The organism is Fischerella thermalis PCC 7521, from assembly GCF_000317225.1.
Lineage (GTDB): Bacteria > Cyanobacteriota > Cyanobacteriia > Cyanobacteriales > Nostocaceae > Fischerella > Fischerella thermalis.
This window is the reverse complement of record NZ_AJLL01000012.1, coordinates 131,632-154,249: the sequence shown is the minus strand read 5'-3', so window position 1 is coordinate 154,249 and position 22,618 is coordinate 131,632. Positions and strand designations below refer to the sequence as shown.

General features: G+C 41.2%; 19 protein-coding genes. 8 read left to right on the top strand and 11 right to left on the bottom strand.

All coding sequences use genetic code 11. The annotated features are described in order from the left end of the window. Nucleotides 1–172 precede the first annotated feature (172 nt). The 4 genes from UYK_RS23990 to UYK_RS0104045 form a co-directional block, all read right to left on the bottom strand. Entirely contained in the window at nucleotides 173–871 is a 699-nt protein-coding gene (locus UYK_RS23990; RefSeq protein WP_071588102.1) for a sensor histidine kinase, read from the bottom strand. Then, nucleotides 820–1,377: a serine/threonine protein kinase gene (locus UYK_RS0104055; protein WP_016870946.1), complete on the bottom strand. Its 558-nt coding sequence runs from the start codon at nucleotides 1,375–1,377 to the stop codon at nucleotides 820–822. Before UYK_RS0104055 ends, UYK_RS23990 begins: the two co-directional genes overlap by 52 nt. Nucleotides 1,378–1,967: 590 nt before the next feature. Beyond that, entirely contained in the window at nucleotides 1,968–7,490 is a 5,523-nt protein-coding gene (locus UYK_RS0104050) for a translocation/assembly module TamB domain-containing protein (protein ID WP_016870945.1), read from the bottom strand. A gap of 740 nt (nucleotides 7,491–8,230) precedes the next feature. Beyond that, entirely contained in the window at nucleotides 8,231–9,058 is an 828-nt protein-coding gene (locus tag UYK_RS0104045) for a carbohydrate ABC transporter permease (RefSeq protein ID WP_016870944.1), read from the bottom strand. A gap of 386 nt (nucleotides 9,059–9,444) precedes the next feature. Between UYK_RS0104045 and UYK_RS0104040 the strand changes: the two genes are divergently transcribed. The 5 genes from UYK_RS0104040 to folE all read left to right on the top strand — a co-directional run bounded on the left by UYK_RS0104040 (nucleotide 9,445) and on the right by folE (nucleotide 14,634). Continuing rightward, entirely contained in the window at nucleotides 9,445–10,140 is a 696-nt protein-coding gene (locus tag UYK_RS0104040; RefSeq protein WP_009457420.1) for an aldehyde oxygenase (deformylating), read from the top strand. 491 nt (nucleotides 10,141–10,631) lie between these two features. Further along, a complete protein-coding gene (locus tag UYK_RS0104030) occupies nucleotides 10,632–11,651 on the top strand; it encodes a long-chain acyl-[acyl-carrier-protein] reductase (RefSeq protein ID WP_009457421.1) in 1,020 nt (339 codons plus the stop codon). 104 nt (nucleotides 11,652–11,755) lie between these two features. Then, on the top strand, nucleotides 11,756–12,736 hold the full coding sequence (locus UYK_RS0104025; RefSeq protein ID WP_009457422.1) for an acetyl-CoA carboxylase carboxyltransferase subunit alpha: 981 nt from the start codon (nucleotides 11,756–11,758) through the stop codon (nucleotides 12,734–12,736). Between the two features lie 372 nt (nucleotides 12,737–13,108). Next, nucleotides 13,109–13,828, top strand: coding sequence for an SDR family oxidoreductase (locus UYK_RS0104020; RefSeq protein WP_026086350.1), 720 nt, complete (start codon nucleotides 13,109–13,111; stop codon nucleotides 13,826–13,828). 98 nt (nucleotides 13,829–13,926) lie between these two features. Next, nucleotides 13,927–14,634 carry a GTP cyclohydrolase I FolE gene (gene folE / locus UYK_RS0104015; protein ID WP_009457430.1) on the top strand — a complete coding sequence of 236 codons (708 nt, stop codon included), beginning with the start codon at nucleotides 13,927–13,929 and terminating at the stop codon, nucleotides 14,632–14,634. A 72-nt stretch (nucleotides 14,635–14,706) separates the two neighbouring features. Here folE and UYK_RS0104010 read toward each other — a convergent pair whose 3' ends face one another. Next, entirely contained in the window at nucleotides 14,707–15,336 is a 630-nt protein-coding gene (locus tag UYK_RS0104010; RefSeq protein ID WP_009457431.1) for a phosphoribosylanthranilate isomerase, read from the bottom strand. A gap of 105 nt (nucleotides 15,337–15,441) precedes the next feature. Here UYK_RS0104010 and psaK point away from each other — a divergent pair, with 105 nt between their 5' ends. The 3 genes from psaK (at nucleotide 15,442) to UYK_RS0103995 (ending at nucleotide 17,690) form a co-directional block, all read left to right on the top strand. Then, nucleotides 15,442–15,693 (top strand): photosystem I reaction center subunit PsaK, encoded by a 252-nt coding sequence (gene psaK / locus UYK_RS0104005; RefSeq protein WP_009457432.1) that lies wholly within the window; start codon nucleotides 15,442–15,444, stop codon nucleotides 15,691–15,693. A gap of 204 nt (nucleotides 15,694–15,897) precedes the next feature. Beyond that, nucleotides 15,898–16,176: a photosystem I reaction center subunit X gene (locus UYK_RS0104000; protein ID WP_009457433.1), complete on the top strand. Its 279-nt coding sequence runs from the start codon at nucleotides 15,898–15,900 to the stop codon at nucleotides 16,174–16,176. Between the two features lie 311 nt (nucleotides 16,177–16,487). Beyond that, nucleotides 16,488–17,690 carry a site-2 protease family protein gene (locus UYK_RS0103995; RefSeq protein ID WP_009457434.1) on the top strand — a complete coding sequence of 401 codons (1,203 nt, stop codon included), beginning with the start codon at nucleotides 16,488–16,490 and terminating at the stop codon, nucleotides 17,688–17,690. Between the two features lie 174 nt (nucleotides 17,691–17,864). Here UYK_RS0103995 and hypB read toward each other — a convergent pair whose 3' ends face one another. From hypB to hypD, 6 genes are all read right to left on the bottom strand, one after another. Beyond that, the gene (gene hypB / locus UYK_RS0103990; protein WP_009457435.1) at nucleotides 17,865–18,719 is read right to left on the bottom strand and encodes a hydrogenase nickel incorporation protein HypB; all 855 of its coding nucleotides are present in this window, start codon (nucleotides 18,717–18,719) and stop codon (nucleotides 17,865–17,867) included. After that, a complete protein-coding gene (hypA, locus tag UYK_RS0103985; RefSeq protein ID WP_009457436.1) occupies nucleotides 18,710–19,051 on the bottom strand; it encodes a hydrogenase maturation nickel metallochaperone HypA in 342 nt (113 codons plus the stop codon). Before hypA ends, hypB begins: the two co-directional genes overlap by 10 nt. A gap of 138 nt (nucleotides 19,052–19,189) precedes the next feature. Next, nucleotides 19,190–20,293, bottom strand: coding sequence for a hydrogenase expression/formation protein HypE (gene hypE, locus UYK_RS0103980; RefSeq protein ID WP_009457437.1), 1,104 nt, complete (start codon nucleotides 20,291–20,293; stop codon nucleotides 19,190–19,192). 59 nt (nucleotides 20,294–20,352) lie between these two features. After that, nucleotides 20,353–21,126, bottom strand: a complete 774-nt coding sequence (locus UYK_RS0103975) for an SDR family NAD(P)-dependent oxidoreductase (protein WP_009457438.1) — start codon at nucleotides 21,124–21,126, stop codon at nucleotides 20,353–20,355. Between the two features lie 60 nt (nucleotides 21,127–21,186). Then, a complete protein-coding gene (locus tag UYK_RS0103970; protein WP_009457442.1) occupies nucleotides 21,187–21,402 on the bottom strand; it encodes a tautomerase family protein in 216 nt (71 codons plus the stop codon). A 69-nt stretch (nucleotides 21,403–21,471) separates the two neighbouring features. Beyond that, nucleotides 21,472–22,599, bottom strand: a complete 1,128-nt coding sequence (gene hypD / locus UYK_RS0103965; RefSeq protein ID WP_009457444.1) for a hydrogenase formation protein HypD — start codon at nucleotides 22,597–22,599, stop codon at nucleotides 21,472–21,474. Nucleotides 22,600–22,618 lie beyond the last annotated feature (19 nt).

Genomic DNA, 22,618 nt, shown 5'->3' with positions numbered 1-22,618 from the left:
AGTCATTGATTTGGGATCGGGGGTTGAGGATTGGGTGGGGTTCTAGTGGTCTGTGTCATTAGTTCTGAGGGGTAAAAAAGAACCGCAAAGACGCCAAGTACGCCAAGAGAAGGGGAGAAGAAAAGGGTAATTGATTAAATTATTAACCCAGCAAAATTAATGCGATCAACCACTAGGCTGGGATAGTAATTACAAACTCTGCTCCCAGTCCCGGGGTAGAATTTACCTCCAGAGTACCCCTATGTTTTTCTACAACAATTTGACGGGCAATAGATAATCCTAATCCAGTTCCTTTACCTACAGCTTTGGTGGTAAACAGGTGATCAAAGATTTTTTGTCTAACTTGTTCTGACATCCCCACGCCATTATCTTGAATGCGGATCAAAACTGAATTTTTATTTTGACTCATGCTAGTCGAAACAGTAATGCAATTGGGATGGGCTTGAATTTCCTGAAAGTTACGTCCAAAATTTGACTCCTCTAAAGCATCTATGGCATTTGCTAGTAGGTTCATGAATACTTGATTCAATTGTCCAGCAAAATATGGGATGGGAGGTATATCACCATAATTTTTCACAACTTCAATGGCGGGACGAGTATTATTCGCTTTGAGACGATGTTTGAGAATCAAAATAGTACTGTCGAGACCTTCATGAATATTAAAGGCAATTTTACTTTCGGTGTCTGCTCTGGAAAAAGACCTTAAGCTATCGCTGATACTACGAATGCGCTGTACACCCTCTTGCATTGACAAGATTAATTTAGGTAAATCTTCACGCACATATTCTAAATCTATGGCTGCGATTTCTGCTTGAATTTCTAAATCAGGGTTGGGATATTTCTGCTGGTAGAGGTTGATGAGATAGAACAAATCCTGTACATAGTTTTGGGTAGAGAAGCGATGCTAAAGTCGATAATTTTGATTTGTTTGGTTGTGGGGTTGATGAGAATATTAGCCGGTTTGATGTCTTTATGAATAATGCGATCACGATGTAGTTTTTCTAGAATCAGGGTAATTTGAATAGCGATGTCGAGAAATTCTTCTACAGAAGGGATGTTTTGCTTGATCCATTCCTGAAGAGAGATACCCCCAAAGTCTTCCATTACTAAAGCATAACCATTGCCGTAGGTTTCTAAGCTCAGTGGTTGCACAATACCAGGGATATCAAGATTTTTGGCAATTGTGTACTGATTACGAAATTGCACAAGTTCATTGAAGCTAGGATATTCATTCCGCATCAGTTTAATCACTACGGGTTGCTGATCTTGCTTTCTCAAACCTCGATAAACAAGAGTTCTAATACCTGTATAAATTTTTTCTAAAACGCGATAACCCGGAATATTAACTGTAGCTTCTACCATGTTGATTTTAAACACCGATTGTCTATTCTATAATAGTTTTCCCCTCAGTGTGGTTTTTGTATCAACTATTGCTAAAACTCATCTAATTTACTTAAAACAAATGAGGTCTAGCAGAAGCCTACTAGACCGGAAATTTTATTTGGAACGCGATCGCAATTAATTTAAAGATGTATTGCGTCACGAAGAGTTATCGATGGGAGTAATTACAACTAAGGGTGGACAGTAGGACACTGCAAATTAGCTCATCTACGGTAGGAAGCTCAAGACAAAGCATTCACTGAGTGAAATATTAAACAGTGCAACTGAAAGCGAATGTGATATTTAGGTGAACTATTGCAGCGCTGGGCTTAGGCAGGAGGCACAAGCCTTTGCCTGTGGATTAAGTATATTAACGTGTGCCTGTCGTTCATGTGACTTGATTCTATACAACTTTTGAGCAAAAGTCAAGTAGATTCTTAAGACAATATTAAAAAATAAGCTTTTTTTAATTTTTAGTGATACACGGTACTTGATTTCATTTAATCCATTGGCAGAATGATCGTAAAGAACTATTGCGATCGCTTTTCATGGCTCTGGCTACCGGACATTTAAGGAATTCTACCTGCCTAGAACCTATCTTCATACTCCAGCACCGCCTGATTATCGCCAGATAAATCAGTGGAAGTACGCAGGCGAAATTCAGAATTAATACGATAGTTAACGCCAAATTGTGGCGCTTCATCACTCGTCAAAACTTTGAGAGCAGAAAAAGAAATATTACGGGAAACATCAATTCCAGCTTCCGCCGCCAGATCCATCGAAAAATTTCTCCTTGTTACTTCTGGATTATCTGGATCATCGGAAGCAACAGTAGGAAATATACGTAGTTCACTTAAACCGAAAGCGTTACCAATTTGGTTAAAAGCGCGTTGAATATTCAAAGCCGAACCTGCTAAATTGACAAGTCCCAAGGTGCTATCACCACGTCCCAAGGTTTGTACAAAACCACCCCCGAGTAAAGCAACTATTTCTGTTTGATTGCGGGGAGGATTGCTGGTGAGTTCGAGATTTTGATTAAGCTGGCTAGCTGGACCATCGATTCTGGCTTCGACACGCACAGTATTTACAGGTTGAAAGGATGTAATGTTTTCATCACTGATTTCAGAAGAGAAAGGAGTGATAGTTACTTGGGAAGGGTTGACATCCAATACGTTAGCAAAGAGGCGGATATCCAAGTCGGGGTTTTGATCTCCTCTAAAAACCGCTCTGTTTTTATAACCACGAGCAAGGTTAAATTGAGTAGTAAATAAATTCACATCTCCACCCCGTAGGCGAATAGTTCCTTCAGGTTCTGGATTATTAAATGAACCATTGACATTCAGCGAACCAGTAGCGCGGAAACTTAGAATTGGTGGTAAAGCAATTTCTACATTTTTGTCTAATTCTAATTTGAGATCATTAAATCGTGTGACTGTAGTGTAATTTTCAGATTTTTCTGGTTTATTTGTTTTGGCATAACTAATTTCTTGATGACTATTGCCAGCATTGATGGCGTTGTTAGCTGATTCTGTGATTAAAACCTGACCATTAGCTAGCTTGAGATTACCGCCAATAACTGGACTGAGAGCAGAACCAGTAATCTGCAAATTGCCACTCACCCCTCCTTGATACCGTCCCTTCAAATTCACTGCTAATTTATTCAAAGACACATTCAGAGGATGATCTATTTGTTTTTGGGAGTTAGTGAAAATCGGAATTTCTCCTTGAGCTATGATATTACCCTGACTAAAATTGCCTTGGAGACTTTCAACTTTAATACGGTCAAAATCAAACTGGGCCTTACCTGTGACATCAGTCAATTTTCCTGGTAAAGCCTGAGCTGAAAATGTGGCATCTTTAACAGCAGCAATACCATTCACAATTGGTTGTTCTTTTGTTCCCCGTACAGTGAGATTGACTTCCCCTTGTCCCTTTTCAAAAGCTAGCTGATCTGTCAACAAGTTTAAAATTGCTAAGCCTTCGTTTTTCACTTGCACATCCAAATTGATTTGGTCGCTATCTGGTGCAGCAGTAGCAAAAGGCAATTTTGCAGGAACACTGCCAGTAATGGTAACAGGTTCGGAGCCAGCAACCATGACGTTACTACCAAAATTTAAACGTCCATCGTGGTAGCTAAAACTTGCAGTCGCCGATTCTATACCTTTTTGATTTAGGGTTCCTTGTGTAATTTGTAATTCTCCTCTGGCTTGGGGATTATTAACACTGCCTGCTAAAGTTGCTGTAGCGTTGATGTTACCTGTCGCACCCATTGGCAAATTGACGTAATTACTCAACACCTCCAGGGGGAAATTTTTCACCCGTAGCTGACCCGATTGTTCTGTACCGCCTACATTACCAGTGAAAGCGATCAGCTGATCTTGAGATTCAATTCGCAAAGGTAGTAACCTGAGAACACCATTTTCAAAGCTACCGTGAGCAATTACTTGTTCTACTGTGTATAGGTGGTTGGGTTCGCTTTCTCGTCCCCAGACGAAGTTTTGACCATTCAATTTAAAATCTGCTGTTAGTCCATTTTCTGTGGCAGTATCAAAATCAATTTCGCCGTTAAAAGTCCCTTTTAAATCTGCTAAGTCTGGTACTAAAGCAACATCACGCCGTTGTTGTTGCTGCTGTGCAATCAGTGCTTTAATTTCGGAAAAACGGCGAATTTGATCTAGTATAGGCTGGCCTGCTGAACCGACTGCTACGGTGTTGAGGTCACTCGCTTTACCGTAGGTTGGGGTAGCTGTTCCCCGTTGGAAATCTTGTAGTTCAAAAAACTGGAGTGTTGTTAATATATCTTGGATTTCACCTTGACTGATGTTTAGTTTGCCTTTGATTTGGGGAGTTGTAGCTGTGGGTGTAAACTCACCAGTAAAGGCATAGCGACTGTTACCTTTGATGAAGGCGCTATCGGTCAGGGTTGTCTTACCATCTTCGTAACGGAACAGAGCTTGCAAGCGATCGCCTTTAATTCTACCTACTTGTGGCTGAGCGATCGCTACATCCCCGGCTACTGCTAATGTATTTTGATTAATAAGAAAATCTCCACTCAGTGAACCTGCTATTTCCCCTTGTCCCAAATAAGTACTTGCAGGTACTGGCAAATTCAACACTTTTAAGGGAAAGTTTTCTACTTTTGTCGCTAAATTATCGCCTTGTGCTTGACCTATTGCTGAAGCTTGCTGCCATTGCACTGTAAAGGAATTGGGGCGATTATTCCCATCGAGATTGACAGCAATTTTGTCATGCTTGCCAGTGACATCTAAATTTAAACCACGTCCTTGCACTGATTGGATGTTACCGTTTAACACCGACTCAAAAGCTAAGTTGTTAACATTCAAGTCTCGCAGTGTCAGTTTTCCTACCAAATTTGGCACAGGCAGATTGCCAGTAATTTTCCCGTTAAAATCAGCTTTTCCAGCTAGATCTACTGTCTGAGGCAACTTTAATGGCAACTGTTGCAGATTGTAATTTTGGGCTTGAACATCAAGATTTAACTCCGTAATTTCAGGTATGCCAGCTTGATTGCTATTGGCTAATATGTAACCACTGGCATTTAAACCAGGGGCTGTTGCTCGTTCAACGAGCAACTTTTCTCCATCCCAGCCGACAAGCGCAGTCAGTGGTCGCTCAATACCAGCTAGACCTTGAGAAAAGTTTACCTGACCTGTTGCCCGGATATCTGCTAACTTAGAGCTTCCTAAATTACCAGCAACTTGGGCTTTGCCACCGAATTTACCTTCTAGCTGCTCCTGAAACCGATTTAAGTCCACGCCAGCAGCATTAACTACGGCCTGATAGCGACCGTTAGCTACTTGGATATTTGTGGCTGTAAAACTGCCACCACCAACATTAAGTTTGGCTTGACCGTTAGCTTGGATTGTTTCTGGTTGAAAGGACTCTACAGAACCAGTAACATTAAACTTACCAGTAATTTGACCGTGTAATTGTTGAGGAACAGGTGTTAATTGTTGCAGTGGTGCGTTATTTGCTTGCAGTTGTGCCTGATATACACCGTTGGCTACTTGAATATTCGTAGCAGTAACTGTACCAGTTTTTACAGCTAAGCTGGCTGAGCCATTTCCACGTAAAGTTTTCAGGTCAAAATTATTAGTATTACCTGATACTTGGAATGTACCCGCCATCGCAGCTTGTAATGCTGGTTGTAATGCAGGGACAGGCTGTTTCAGCAACTGTGACAACCTCACACTATCGGCTACAAGTTTGGCAGAAAAGCTGTTTTCCCCTAGCTGGATTTGAGAAACTGCCACTGTGCCATCTGCGACTTTAACTTTGGCGTTCTGAGTGCGAATATTACCCAGTTTGAAGGGTGCGGAACTGCCAGAGAGGATGAGGCGACCGTTGAAGCGGGCATCATTAAGATTTATATTTTCTAGTTGTTGGGGGTTGACAAAAGGTTCTATTTGTACACCCGTGGCATCAGCAATTGCTTGCCAATTCTGGTTATTCCAACTGCCGGCAACCTGGACTTTACCACCAGCGACACTGAGGGCAACATTACGGAAATTGAGAGTGCGATCGCTATTGACAACAACTTCACCTGTGGTAGGGTACTGCGCCTGGGGGGCTTGGAATTGTACTATTGTTTGCACATTGTCAGCAGTACCAGTCATTTGGGCTGTACCAAAGACAGTACCGACTTTCAACCCTGGTTGCGAGTTGTAAAGAAGAGCGATCGCATCACCAGGAACATCCTTGGCCGATAAATTAAAATTCAAACGGGGAACTGTCCCCAACTCAACCTTGCCAGTACCCTTGACCTCACCGCCGACTTTGGCTTTGCCTTGAATATCTTCAAAGACAATCACCTCATCTTTTAGTGCAAACTCAAACTTGCCACTGACACTATCAAAATCAACTTTATCAATTTGGGCAGGCTTGTTAGTGGTAACGATACCTGTAAGAATCGGTTCGGTCGTTTTTCCTGTAAACTGCAAATCTGCTTGTACTTCCCCAGTTACAGGTACAGGCAATTTGAGTTTGAGAGTTTCTTGGACATCAGCGACATTGACGCCATTTACACGCCCTGCCAACTTATAACCAGTTTCGGTGTCAATGGTACCGTTAGCAATTAATGGGATTTTGCCGTAGCTGCCGATGACATTGTCAAGCTTAATTTCTGTGCCTTGAAAGTGCAGCTTTCCTTGGGTATTCAAAAATGGTTGGGGAACTTTTGGAACTTGAAACTGAACTGCTTGCAAATCAACATTACCAAATAATATAGGCGGCTGAGTTTGCCCAATTTGAAACTGCATCTGCAAGTCACCGTTGACTCGACCGGCTTGTAATGATAGTGGTAACTTAACTAAGCGCGTCACATCAGAGGCTAGCAACTCTTGCCCGCGTATTTGTAAATTCGTTGCCCATGTCTGTGGGCGGATATCTCCCTTCAAGGCAACATCACCCCCACTGCTTGGTTTTCCTGTCAAGTCCAACCGAATCACTTGGTTGTTTTCCAATAGTTGGGCAGTTCCGTTTACTTGTGAAAATCTCACGGGAGAGGAGAGGGCAGAAGAGGCGTTATTCCCCGTGTCCCCCTTGTCCCCCATGTCTTCTATATCTCTCTTGCGTGGCACTAAGACTAATTGGGCATTGCGGAACCGTATTTTATCCAAATCTGTTTGAATTGGTTGACCTTGACCTTGTCTTTTGATAATAGTGGTAATCCAGCGCCCTTGTTGATCCTGTTCAACGTAAACATCTGGATTGACTAAGGTTACATCCAACTTCAGTTCACGCTTAAAAAGTAACTGTAACGGTTCAAAGCCTACCTCCACGGTATCGACTGCAACACTATCAGGGTCTGTGGATGTTGCTGGAATGGCTGAAGTCCCAAACTTTACTCCCGTGAGCGAAAATCCCTTAACTTCTCCTAGCTTCACTGGACGATTGAGTGTAGTGGTCAGACTTTTTTCTGCTAGTGGTGTTAAATCTTTCTGGATAAAACTCCACAACCGCCAAGCACCACCTATAAGTCCTATTAGTAAAATTCCACCTAAAGCGATGCCACTACGACCCAATATCAGCAACCATACACGCTTGTTGTTAGTTGGAGATTTATAATTTTGCTTGAGAGATTTACTCATGGGATTTTACTTTTATGATTAGCCGAGTTGGAGAGGCACAATAGTTTCACCAACGCATGATAGACGGGTTTTGTTTCCTAGAAGGGTAATAGGAAATAATCCTTTCTCCCTTACCCTTTTTTTTACTATCTAACAAAGTTTATTTGGTACAGCATTTAGCTGGCAATGCCATTACCAGGATACAAACCTATTTTGGCTTTGGAGTATAAGAATAGCGATGATTTAAGTAAAGAAAAAAGAAGCATTTTCGTGCGTTTTAGTCTAAGCAATTAGTGATTGCTAGCAAAATACTTAATATTCATTAATATTTGAGTTGTCAGTGATAATTTCACATTCCGAGTTGGAATTGTTGAGAATTGCTGACAAACAAACACACGTTCCCGCAAGCATCCATTAGTGGTTGACAAGGTTGATTATGTGGACTAACACTATTGCATCTGGGAATAAGGTAAAAGGTGAAGGAAAGGGGTATTATTTCCATCCCTTGCCCTTTTTCCTTTGCCTTTAGTCAGGAAGTATGCGTATTAAGCTATACCACCCAATCTAATCTCTCAAATTTAAAATAGGTATACCTATTAATACTGGTATGTTTAACAAAATTTGAGACAAATATTTTGTATAAATTTACACAACAAGCATTTTATCAACTCCCAGACAAGGGATTAGAGTTTGGGGAGCAGGTGAGGATACAAATAATAAATTTTGAATACTGAAACCTTCATAATCCATAATTGATTCGCTTAATTCTTAATTCCTGTTGTGGCAATACCCTGGATCAATTGACGCTGGCCAAGGAGAAATAAAAATAAAATCGGTACAGTGGTTATAGTTACTGCCGCCATTAGCAAAGGCCAGTTATTGGTAAATTGCTCTTGGAACTCAGCCAAAGCTAGCTGTACAGTTCTCAATTCTGGTTTTGTAGTAAATACTAACGGCTTAAATAAATCATTCCATTCACCGATAAAGGTAAACAGAGACAAAGTTACCAAGGCTGGGCGTGCTAAAGGTAATACTATTTGCCACAAGATTTGGACTCGGCTTGCCCCGTCTATTGCTGCTGCTTCTTCTAACTCTACAGGTATTGTTAAGAAATACTGCCGTAATAAGAAAATACCAAAACCATTAGCAGCCGTCGGTAAAATCAAAGCCCAGTAAGTGTTAATCAAGTGTCCCCATTTCAAGACCAAAAATATAGGAATCACGAGTAATTGAAAGGGAATCACCAGTGTTGCTAAGACAATCAATAGTAATGCTTGTCTACCACGAAATTTGAGTCTTGCCAGGGCATAACCTGCCAAGGCAGAAGTCACTATTTGAAAACCCGTGACAGCTAATGCTACCAAGCTAGAATTAGCAAATGCCAGTAAGAATTTACCTCGTCGCCAAGCTTCATGGTAGTTTGCTAAAGACCAACCGTTCTGAAGAAGCAGATTCGGAGTAGTGCCAGGCGGTGCAAGAGATGTCAAGAAAACTACAAAAAGGGGTAACAAGACAATCAGGCCCCCTAACAAAAGTACTGCCAGACTCCAAAAAGAAGAATATTTAAGATTTCCGAGTGGTTTGGACATGTACTGAATTTGAAGATCCAACCATTTGTTTTTTGTGACCAGAGTAAGCCTTCCTCCGGAGGAGCTACGCTAACGCTGCCGGCAACCGCTAATCTATAACATAGTGACTTGTTAAGTTAAATTAAACCACAGTGAGTAAAAATAAGGATTATGGATAAAGGATGAAACATGAAGGCAGCTATGTTGAAAGCAGAAGGCAGAAGGCAGAAGGATGAAAAATTTTCACACTTCAAACTTCATCCTTCACAAATCACACTTTACCCTATCCTTTGGGGAGCCGCCCAAAGGGCGTCTACATATTTCATCACTTTATCATTGCCCTATATTCATAGGGTTAAATAAAATCTTGGTATCAAATGTATCATATATCCAGGAGCGAACATCAAATGCAGCAGCTAGCAGATCAACCAGAAATTGATTTTCACAGCGAAACCTATAAAGATGCCTATAGCCGCATTAATGCAATCGTGATTGAAGGGGAACAAGAAGCGCATGAAAATTACCTGAAACTTGCTGAACTGCTGAGCGAACACAAAGATGAGCTAATTCGTCTTGCCAAAATGGAAAGTCGTCACAAAAAGGGATTTGAAGCCTGTGGGCGCAATCTCCAAGTAACCCCAGATATAGAGTTTGCTAAACAATTTTTTGCCCAACTGCATCACAATTTTCAAGTAGCAGCCCAAGAAGGCAAAATCGTTACTTGTTTGCTGATTCAATCCTTAATCATTGAATGTTTTGCGATCGCAGCATACAACATCTATATCCCTGTGGCTGATGATTTTGCCCGTAAAATTACTGAAGGCGTTGTCAAAGATGAATATAGTCACCTAAATTTTGGAGAAGTTTGGTTAAAAGAACACTTTGAAGAATCAAAAGCTGAATTAGAAGAAGCAAATCGCCAAAATCTTCCGATTGTTTGGCAAATGCTCAACCAAGTTGCAGATGACGCCGAAGTATTGGCAATGGAAAAAGAAGCGTTGGTAGAAGACTTTATGATTCAGTACGGTGAAGCTTTAAGTAATATTGGCTTCAATACCCGTGACATTATGCGTCTGTCTGCCTACGGACTTAGAGCTGCGTAATCTCAAGGTAAAAGTTAGAAGGAACAAGGTTAAGATTTTGACCGTGCTAATTTTCGATTTTGGAATAATCAACTAAAATCGCAAATTTGAAATTCAAAATCGATAGACCTTTTAACTTTTACCTCGTCTTGGTATGAATCACTATCCAACTGTTGAGAAATCTTGCGCTTTGTGTAGAATTTTCACGAGTTAGAAATTTCTCTCCCACTGACCACTCTGATTTTAGATGACTGGTTGAAGATTGTTTTTCTGGGATGACACATTGGTGTTTCAGTTAGATCACAAATCCAAAACTTTCCAGCCACCGGATTTATCTTTTGGTTGATCCGTCTTGAAATCTAAAATCCAAAATCCGTCTTGAAAAGCTTTGAGCCTTGCTATCGCTTTCGGGGGTGACGCTAACGCCCCAAGCCCTGGCTCAAACTTTTCGCAAAATCCAAAATTCATTGCCACCACGCTTTTAAAAAAGCATACGCCTAATAGAATAGTTCATGTTTGGTCTAATCGGACATCTCACTAGTTTGGAACACGCACAAGCGGTAGCCAGAGACTTAGGCTATCCGGAGTACGCAGATCAAGGTCTAGATTTTTGGTGCAGCGCCCCGCCCCAAATTGTTGATCACATTACTGTAACCAGCATCACTGGTCAGAAAATAGAGGGAAAGTATGTAGAATCCTGCTTTTTGCCGGAAATGCTAGCAAACCGTCGAATTAAAGCAGCTACACGCAAAGTCCTGAATGCTATGGCTCTTGCTCAAAAGCATGATATAGATATTACGGCTTTGGGTGGATTTTCCTCGATAATTTTTGAAAATTTTAATTTAGAGCAGTTCAAACAAGTCCGCAACATCGAGCTAGAGTTTGAACGCTTTACCACAGGGAATACACACACCGCTTACATTATTTGTAGGCAGGTAGAACAAGCATCAAAACAATTAGGGATTGAACTATCTGATGCAACTGTTGCTGTGTGTGGAGCAACTGGAGATATTGGTAGTGCTGTTTGTCGCTGGTTAGAGGCAAAAACAGATGTTAGGGATCTGCTGCTAATAGCCCGAAACCAAGAACGCCTCACAAATTTGCAAGCAGAACTAGGGCGGGGAAAAATCCTAGCTTTGGAAGAAGCATTGCCTCTTGCTGACATTATAGTTTGGGTTGCTAGTATGCCCAAAGGCATGGAAATCGATCCTACAGTGTTAAAAAAACCCTGTTTGTTGATCGATGGAGGCTATCCAAAAAATCTAGCTACTAAGATCCAGCATCCTGATGTGCATGTTCTGAATGGTGGCATTGTGGAGCATTCTCTTGACATTAACTGGAAGATCATGAAAATCGTCAATATGGATGTCCCGGAAAGACAGTTGTTTGCTTGTTTTGCAGAATCAATGCTGTTGGAATTTGAGAAGTTGCATACGAACTTCTCTTGGGGACGTAATCAGATTACCGTAGAAAAGATGGAACATATTGGTCAAATTTCCATAAAACACGGATTTAGACCGCTGTTGGTGTAGGTAAGAGGTAATGGGTAATGGGTAATGGGGAAAAATGATTACCAATTACCAATTACCAATTATTAGTTCCTAATCCCCAATTCCCTATTTCCTATTCGTAAAATATGGCAACTACTGAGCGCAAACCACTTCTGTTGGATTTTGAAAAACCTTTGGCAGAATTAGCAAACCGGATTGAGCAGATCCGTCAACTTGCGGAAGAAAATGGCGTCGATGTTTCTAGTCAAATTCGTCAACTAGAAGCTCGTGCTATGCAATTACGTGAGGAAATTTTTACCAGTCTATCACCATCACAGCGACTCCAAGTCGCTCGTCACCCTCGTCGCCCTAGTACTCTTGATTACATTCAGGCTATTACTGACGAATGGATGGAATTGCATGGCGATCGCTGTGGTTCTGATGATCCAGCTTTAATTGGTGGTGTTGCTCGTTTGGGAGGGCAACCTGTGGTAATGTTGGGTCATCAAAAAGGGCGTGACACTAAAGATAATATTGCCCGGAATTTTGGTATGGCTACTCCTGGCGGCTATCGTAAGGCAATGCGGTTAATGAAACACGCCAATAAGTTCGGGATGCCTATTTTAACTTTTATTGATACGCCGGGGGCTTTGCCGACTGTAGTAGCTGAACGACAGGGCGCAGGAGAAGCGATCGCTTATAATTTGCGGGAAATGTTTAGCCTGGATGTGCCAATTATCTGCACGGTGATTGGTGAAGGTGGTTCTGGCGGTGCGCTGGGTATTGGTGTAGGCGATCGCCTCCTTATGTTTGAACACTCGGTTTATACGGTGATCACCCCAGAAGCTTGCGCTGCTATTCTCTGGAAAGATGCTAGCAAGGCTCCCCAAGCAGCAGCAGTTCTCAAAATGACTTCTCAGGATCTCAAAAACTTAGGAATTATTGACCAAATCCTGCCAGAACCTGTAGGTGGCGCTCATTCTGACCCCATCAAGACTGCTCAAACTCTGAAAAGTGCTTTATTAGACAATCTAGATGAATTGGGCCGTCTCACTGCTGCTGAACGCCGTCAACTACGTTATGATAAATTCCGTAAAATTGGTGTTTTTACTGAAGTTTCCCACTAGGGATACTGAAATTCTTGATTAGCATAAGAGCAATGCTATAATTGCCTATGGTTCTTAAAGATTTTTAACAATCTTTTTAACCATAGGCATTTACGTTATTGGCAAATCAACTCGGCTGGAGGAGTGATTTGTATGTTTGTTCTATGCCAACAACAAAACTAAAGGGTGCTACCTTGCCTCCAAGGCAAACATCTCCGTTTTGTCTGGCAAAATTGACTAGAGTATATGCCCGTGCTGGCAATGAATAATAGCATTTGTCAAGCATGATTAATCGAATCTTTAGATTTACTTAATCTCAGCAGTAAATTTAAGAATTTGAACAAAGTGAGTGGCAATGCGATTTTATCTGCCAAAGAATTTGGAATTCACAGCATGAGTTTTGATCAAAAACAACGCGCCCTGATTACGGGGGCAAGTAGTGGTATTGGTAAAGCAACTGCTTTAGCCTTTGCAAAAGCGGGAGTTGATGTTGCCTTAGTAAGCCGTTCTGTTGAGAAGTTAGCAGTAGTAGCACAAGCAGCTCAGCACATAGGAGTAAATGCGAAAGCGTATTCTGTAGATTTAGCTTGTGTAGACCAAGTGCAAAAACAAATACAGGCGATCGCTCATGACTTTGGTGACATAGATATTTTGGTCAACAATGCTGGCATGGCTTATGTTGCTAGTCTGAGCGAAACTTGCCTATCTGACTGGCAAAAGGTACTAGATTTAAATCTTACCAGTGTGTTTCAGTGTATTATGGGAATTTTGCCGGGAATGCGCGATCGCAAGAAAGGCACAATCATCAACGTTGTATCAATTGCCGGCAAACAAGCATTTCCCAATTGGGGAGCATACTGCGCCAGCAAAGCTGGTCTTCTGGCTCTTTCTCAAACTTTGGCACAAGAAGAGCGCCCCCACGGCATCCGTGTTAGTGCTATATGTCCTGGTGCGGTCAATACCGAACTCTGGGATGCAGTCGGTGCTGACTTTGACCGCTCAAAAATGCTATCTCCAGAAATTGTTGCTCAGTCGATTCTCCACACTGCATTGTTACCACAGCAAGCAGTGATTGATGAGTTGACCCTGATGCCTAGTGTTGGCGTTCTTTAACAGTTATCAGTTATCAGTAAATACTGATGATTATTCACTGTTAACTGTTTTCATCGCTCAGTCATCTATAAATTCCAAAACTATTCAAGACTCATACCATGACTATTGTTAGCTCCAACGGTTCCAATCGTTTTCAGTCTCCTTTGGTTCCCGATTTGACAGAAGCCATCACCACTAGACCTGATCGCAATACTCACGACGGGCGAAAACCCGACTTACACCCACCACAAGAAGAACAAATAGATGAGATGGTGGAAGCCGTGCGGACTCTACTTTTGGGTATAGGAGAAGATCCAGAACGTGAAGGACTACTGAAAACTCCAAAGCGGGTAGCAGAAGCCTTGCGGTTTTTAACCAGTGGCTACAATCAATCCTTAGAAGAACTGGTGAATGGAGCGATTTTTGATGAGGGACATAGCGAGATGGTGCTAGTCCGAGATATTAATGTTTTTAGCTTATGTGAACACCATATGTTGCCATTTATGGGCAAAGCTCACGTCGCTTATATCCCGAATCAAAAAGTAGTAGGATTGAGTAAGCTTGCTCGTATTGTGGAGATGTATTCTCGTCGCTTGCAGGTACAAGAAAGATTAACTCGCCAAATAGCCGAAGCAGTCCAGACAATCTTAGAACCCCAAGGTGTGGCTGTTGTCATTGAAGCCACCCATATGTGCATGGTGATGCGGGGTGTGCAAAAACCAGGTTCCTGGACCGTCACCAGTGCAATGGTTGGCGTATTTCAGGAAGAACACAAAACCCGCGAAGAATTCTTTAATTTGATTCGTCATCAAGCGGCGATATTTTAAGAAATTGTTGATAGTTGCTAGTTGATTGTTGATTGTTATTCCAAACAACAATCAACAAACAACAATTAACGACTATCTATTTCCTAACTTTTCAAACAACTGAGCTACTTTCTGTAAATCTTTATCCCCAGGCGCACGTTCTACTCCACTAGATAAGTCAATACCAGTGGGTTTTACTTGACTTAAAGCTTCTAAAATGTTATAGGGTGTAAGCCCTCCAGCTAAAAACCAAGGGCGACTGGGCTGGAAATTTTGTAGTAGTTGCCAATCTAAAGTTTTACCAGTACCACCTAACTGCTGCGGATGATAGGCATCAAGTAACAGTGTATCTACAAAGAGATTATAGATAGCTGTTTTGTCAAAATCTGTGGCTGTGCGTATTCTCAAAGCTTTAATGATTTCTACCCCAGGTAGTAAATCACGCAACTGCTGACAAAATTCTGGTGATTCATCTCCATGCAACTGCACTCCAGTTAAACCACCATCAACAACAGCCTGCTTGATTTTTTCAGGACGCGTGTTAGCAAATACACCTATGCTGTCAACTTTGCTGGGCAGTTTTTCTACTACAGCCTGAATTTGTTTGATAGTAACATAACGCGGGGAAGTAGTAACACAAATAAATCCCAATGCTGTTGCACCCAAATCAGCGATCGCTTTTCCCTGTTGTGGTTGCGTGATACCGCAAATTTTAATCCGCATAAAAATTTTCGAGATTTTTCCTAATACAAAAAGTTAATTTTTCCCTAGCAATCTTATAATTTGTGTGGTCTACACCAAAATTTTTCTATAGGAGACAAAAGCCTGATGTCATCAATCTTACTAGCAGCCGCAGCCACAGTTCCTCCTACAGCCGAGTGGAGTCCCAAAGTGGCGCTGATTATTAGCATCAGCTGTTTGGTGGCTGTTTTGCTAAGTTTCAGGATTGAAAAGCCCAAAGTTGGCCCAAAAATGCCTGGACTACCTTTAAGCATTCCTACCTTTGTCGCTGCGATGGCTTTTGGTCATGTCATTGGCGTTGCCATTGTTTTGGGATTGACAAATATCGGTAAGATTTAGCTAGATCTAAATTTGGAATTTCCAATTCCAAATACACAATTGTTTCGGTCATCCTAACTAAGGAAAGAGGATTTAACCTCTCCAGGGAAAGAGGATACCCCACTTAATTAGATAGAGCATGGACATGGCTGTAGAGATGCGGGGTTTCATAGGGAATTTCGCCTTTCTACAGCTAAATAATTTATTCATGTAGGAGAAACAATTGTGATTTCATCAATTTTATTTGCAGTTCAAAGTACTGTTCCCAATACCTACACTTCATGGGGCTTGTCGGAATTTTTGTACATTACTGGTGCTTGTCTGTTGTGTCTTTTGATTATTCCCCGCGTTGTTTGGTATCCTCACGTTGGTCCAAAAATGCCCTTACCTTTCCCTTCAGTTTTCAATAATCCTAGTGTTGCTACATTCCTGGCTGCGATGGCTGCTGGTCACATCCTTGGTGTTGGTGCAGTTTTGGGGTTGACTAACTTGGGTATCCTGTAGGTTTTGGTTATACTACAAGCAATACATAAAGCAGCAGATGTTTGAGCTTTGGGAAGCGCTTTATCTGCTGTTTTTGTTTGTGTGTTTATGTGCTTGGCTGGAATTGTCTATTCTAGAAATTGGGTAAGTCAATAAATAGATGTATTTTCGTGGTGACTGTTAGTCGATAGTGGTTAGTAGTTAGCGGTATGAAAGGGAACAGAAGGTTTGGGATGGGGTTTTAAATCCCCATAGAAGAAAGATAACCAACAACTAACAACTAACAACCAACTACTAACTACTAACAAATCTTAATAATCTAGGAAATAAAAATGCAAACAAATACAAATTGGCGAATAGGGTCTTTATTCGGGATTCCTTTATTTTTAGACCCCTTGTGGTTTTTGATTCTAGGGTTGGCAACCCTGAACTTTGGTGTAGCTTATCAGGAATTAGGAACAGTTTGGGCTTGGAGTGCAGGAGTAGTCATGGCACTACTGTTATTTACTTCGGTATTGTTACACGAGTTGGGCCACAGCTTGGTGGCGCGATCGCAAGGCATTAAAGTAAATTCCATTACTTTGTTTTTATTTGGCGGGATTGCTGCTATTGAAGAAGAATCTAAAACACCTGGTAAAGCCTTTCAAGTAGCGATCGCTGGGCCAGCAGTTAGCATTGCCTTATTTGTGCTGCTACGTCTGGGGACTGATGTATTACCTGAAACAAGTGCGCTACGAATGATGATAGGAGATTTAGCGAGAATAAATTTAGTATTAGCCTTATTTAATCTGATTCCTGGCTTACCTTTAGATGGAGGACAGGTGTTAAAAGCAGCTGTATGGAAAGCTACAGGCGATCGCTTTCAAGCTGTACATTGGGCAGCAAAAACAGGAAAAATTTTAGGTTATGCTGCGATCGCCCTGGGCTTGGCAGTAGACTATTTTACAGGCGAGTTAGTTACAGGTTTATGGATCGCCCTATTGGGTTGGTTTGGTATCCGCAACGCCACTACTTATGATCGGGTCACCATTTTGCAAGAAACCTTGCTGAAGTTGAAAGCAACTGATGCTATGACTCGTGATTTTCGCATAGTCGATGCGAACCAAACCCTACGTTCCTTTGCCGACTTATACTTATTAGAAACGAATCCTGCACAGATTTATTTTGCTGAATCTGATGGACGTTATCGGGGTATGGTAGCCATTGATGACTTGCGAACAGTAGAAAGAAGCGAGTGGGAAACCAGGACTGTTGATGCGATCGTGCATCCCTTGACAGAAATTCCTAGCGTTGAGGAATCAACTAGTATCGCTGAAATCATTAACAAACTGGAAAAGGAACAGTTACCCCGCGTTACCGTGCTTTCGCCTGCGGGTGCTGTTGCGGGTATCATTGATCGAGGGGATATTGTCCGAACAGTAGCGCAAAATCTGGGTTTGCGGATCACTGATGCTGAAATTAAGCGAATTAAAGAGGAAGGAAGTTATCCCCAGGGGTTGCAATTGCAGCTGATAGCCAAGTCAACGACAAATTAACAGTGAGCAGTGATCATTGATTAAATCTGCTTAATTATGGAGATTTCCCTGGGAAGCATCCCAAATGTTAGAGTTTTTTAAACGCAGAGTAACGCAGAAGTTGACGCAAAGGATCGCAGAGTGTTAATTTTTGTGTTTTGAAAAAATTGGGATGCTCTTTTTGGCTGTTCCCTGTTAACAATTAGCCGCTTTTTGAGTTAGCCACTCATACCAATTTTCTAGCCCAGTTCCGGTTAATGCTGAAACTTGAAAAATCTGAATTTGAGGATTGACCTGCTGGGCATATTCTATACATTTTTGCACATCAAATTGGATGTAAGGCAGCAAGTCAATTTTAGTGAGAAGCATAACTTCACTAGCGCGGAACATGTGAGGATATTTGATAGGTTTGTCTTCTCCTTCTGTGATAGAGAGAATTACGACTTTGAGTTTTTCTCCTAAATCAAATAATGCTGGACAAACCAAATTACCAACATTCTCAATCATCACAACTGAATTCAGCGGTGGATTGAGTTGTTGTAATCCCTTTTCGATCATGGCTGCATCAAGATGACAGCCTGTACCTGTGTTAATTTGGATAACTTTGCAGCCTGTGGCTTGAATTTTTTTGGCATCGTTGATAGTTTCTTGATCACCTTCTATAACACTGATAGTTAAATTATTTTTTAAATCATTGATAGTACGAGTTAAGAGGGTGGTTTTCCCCGCACCAGGAGAACTCATGAGATTTAATGCAAGAATATTTCTACCTTTAAACCAGCCGCGATTTTGGGCTGCTATTAAGTTATTTTTAGCTAAAATATCTTGTTCTAAAGATATTGTTGTGCCATGTATTTTAGCATGAATATGAGATGTGGTTTCGTGAGTCTGGTCGTGACTGTGAGAATGAGTAATGACAGTCCCATCTGCTAAAGTGTGGGTGTGAGTATGATGACTATGCCCATTAGTATCTATTTCCATGACTTGACTGGTTTCTAAATTAGAGATTTTGGCTTCATTATCATTGGAACAACCGCAAGTTACACACATATTTCCTCTATTTCTATTTCTTTAATTTTCAATTCTTGACCAGCAATTAAGTTTATTTGCTGACTACCACATTGACACTGGCCAAAGGGTTGTGTTAGAGGAATTTCTGAACCACATTGGCAGCATTTTCCTAAGCCTGCTATTTCCGAAATTTCTAATTTCGCTCCTTCTAAAACAGTTCCTTGAGAACAAATATCAAAACAAAATCGGATTGCATCAGGCATGATAGCTGAAAGTTGACCTATTTCTAATAGTACCCGTTGCACTTTTAAACCGTGGGCATGTTCGGCTACAATTGCTACGATATTTTGGGTAATGCTAAGTTCATGCATAAGTTTTTTAATTTATTAATTAGCCCAAAGTTTCAATTTTTCGACCACCGTGCAAGGCGATGAACACAGATGAATTATCGGTGTTTATCTGTGTTCATCTGTGTTCGTTTTTTTAAATGTCTATATAACATAGTATTATTAACAAATACGTGGTAATTGATCGCCGACAAGCATATCTACAATCCGTTCTGTGCCAAAAATAGTTTTTAATAAAACGATACCTGGGGGGGAAGGAATAACTTCCCCGATAATACAAGCATTTTTTCCTGCGGGGTGGGATTTCATTGCTGATAAAACTGTATCAGCATGTTCGTGTTTTACTACTACGACGAGTTTACCTTCATTGGCTAAATACAATGGATCTAAACCTAATATTTCGCAAACACCTTGCACTTCTTCCCGAATTGGAATTGATTGTTCATGAAGGCGAATTGCGACATTAGAACTGAGGGCAAATTCATTTAATACAGTAGCTAAACCACCCCGTGTCGCGTCCCGCATAGCATGAATTTCAGGACAAACATCAAGAATATTTTGGACTAAATCATGTAATGGTTGGCAGTCACTTTCTATATTCGTTTCTAATGCTAATTCTCCACGGGCGATGAGAATAGCTGTACCATGATTGCCTAATTCACCATTAATAATGATTACATCTCCGGGTTGAATATAATGGGCAGAAATAGAAACACCTGCACGAATTACGCCAATACCAGTTGTGTTAATAAACAGCTTATCGGCTGCACCACGATGTACAACTTTTGTGTCACCAGTGACAATTTGTACACCAGCTTTATTGGCTGCAATTTGCATACTGGTAACAACGCGTCGTAAGGTTTCTATTGATAAACCTTCTTCTAAAATGACGCTACAGCTAAGATATAGAGGCTTAGCACCACTCACTGCTAAATCGTTGATCGTACCATTAACAGCTAATTCCCCGATATCACCACCAGGAAAAAATAAAGGATCTACAACATAAGAATCAGTTGTAAAAGCCAGTCTATCTCCTTGTTGGAGAAGACTCGCTAAATCAAAAGTTGCTTGGTCTTCTAATTGTGAAAGAATTGGATTATCAAACTTACTAACAAAAACATCATCAATTAAATCGCGCATAGCTTTACCACCGCTACCATGGGCGAGAGTGATGTTTTGATCATGTACTTTCCCTCGATGACGGCGGATTTTTTCGATGTTTTGAAACAGAGAAATTTGGGAGGAATTAGCATAGGAAAAGTTCATATAGTTAGTTCTTAGTTGGTGGTTGATTGTTGGTTGTTAGTGGTCACTTATCTTCACCTTCAAGCAGCGGTATATCCACCATCAACAAATAAAATAGCACCAGTAATATAAGAAGATGCATCGGAAGCTAAAAAAACCAATGGACCAATTAATTCCTCTGGCTTACCACGACGCGCCATTGGTGTAAAAGTGATAATTTGTTTTTGCTTTTCAAGCTTTTCATGTTCTACATTCGCACCCAGCATGATATTTTCAAAGTAACCTGGTGCGATCGCATTCACTCGGATATTTTTCGAGGCCCATTCCACCGCCATCACACGCGTCAGTTGGTTAATTCCACCCTTAGCAGCACTATAAGCAACCAACCCAGGAATACCCACAACAGAAGCAATTGAGGAAATATTAATAATTGCACCACCCGTATTTTGCTTCATCATCTGGATAGCAGCAAATTGCGAACAGTGAAAATGTCCTTTCAAATTCACATTTAGAATTTCATCCCATTCAGACTCCAAAATTGCTTCTGCGGGTTTTATAATATCAATTCCAGCATTATTCACCAGAATATTAACCTGTCCAAACTCATTAACAGCAAACTGAATCAAATCATTACAACTATCACTCTCCGAAATATCCACAAAAGTTGCACTTGCAACTCCCCCAGCATCTTTAATCGTTTGTGCTGTCTGTTTCGCTTCCTCAAAATTGCGATCGCCAACAATCACCTTCACACCAAAATCAGCCAAACCCACAGCCATCACCTTTCCCAAACCCCGTCCGGAACCAGTGATAATTGCCACTTTCCCAGACAAATCAAATAAATTTTGTTGCATACATCCTCACCAAATTCAAGTCAAAAGTTAACTACCTTCCCTTTGACTTTTCACTTAAATTTACACCCCCTTCTCCACATGCCTTCCACCATGTTTATCAACATGTAAAACACCACCGACAGCCCAATTTTCCCTTTCAAACTCATCAATATGCACAGTCACCCATTCCGGCTTAGTACCCATAGTCGCAACCAAAGCATCAGTAATTGCTTGCGCTAATTGTCGCTTCTTTTCAATAGAATGACCCTTGGCAATTTGAACAGTCACAAATGGCATAAAACCTCCCATTCTTCTTGGCTTCTTGGCGTCTTGGCGGTTCGTCCAAAAAAGATATTCTGCAATTCCCTAAACCCCCACCCCCTCTCTCCCAACCATAGAAAAACGACCATATTTGTAATAAGCTGCACACGCACCCTCCGAAGACACCATACAAGTACCAATTGGTGTTTCCGGCGTACAAGCAGTACCAAACACCTTGCACTCCCAAGGCTTCATCACACCCTTGAGAATTTCTCCACACTTACAAGCCTTATGATCTGCTACTTTCAAATTAGGAATAATAAACTTTAACTCAGCATCAAACTGGGCATATTCAGAACGAATTTTTAACCCAGAATAAGGTATATCACCCAAGCCACGCCACTCAAAGAATTCTCTTATTTCAAACACCGTATTCATAGCAGTTAGTGCCAATTGATTACCCCGATTTTCTACCAATCGGCGATATTGATTTTCAACTTCGCAGCGCTTTTCTACTAACTGCCGTACTAGCATCCAAACTGATTGGAGAATATCTAGAGGTTCAAACCCGGAAATGACAATTGGCTTGTGATATTGTTGAGAAATAAATTGATAAGGTTCAGTACCAATTACCATACTGACATGTCCAGGCCCGATAAATCCATCGAGTTGTAGATCAGGATTATCTAACAGTGCTTGTAAAGCAGGAATCACAAGAACGTGATTACAAAATAAGCTGAAGTTGTGAATATTTTCTGCGGCTGCTTGTAGGATGGTAAAAGCAGTACTAGGGGCTGTAGTTTCAAAACCTAAGGCAAAAAATACAACTTCTTTGTTGGGGTTTTCTTTGGCAATTTTCAGGCTATCTAAGGGCGAGTAAACCATGCGGATATCTGCACCTGTTGCTTTCGCTTGCAGCAGACTCGTTTGAGAACCAGGAACCCGCATTGCATCGCCAAAGGTAGCAAAGATGACATTAGGATGTTGGGCGATCGCGATCGCATCATCTAACCTACCCTTGGGCATAACGCACACCGGACAACCAGGCCCATGAATCAATTCTATTGCCTTGGGTAGGACTGCTTCGATGCCATACTTAAATATAGAATGGGTATGACCGCCGCATACTTCCATAATTTTAATTTGTTTACCTAACTGGCAAGATAATTTTTCTATTTGCCAAGCTAGTGCTTTAGCTTTATTAGAATCACGAAACTCATCTACATATTTCATATGAATGTTAGTTGGTGGA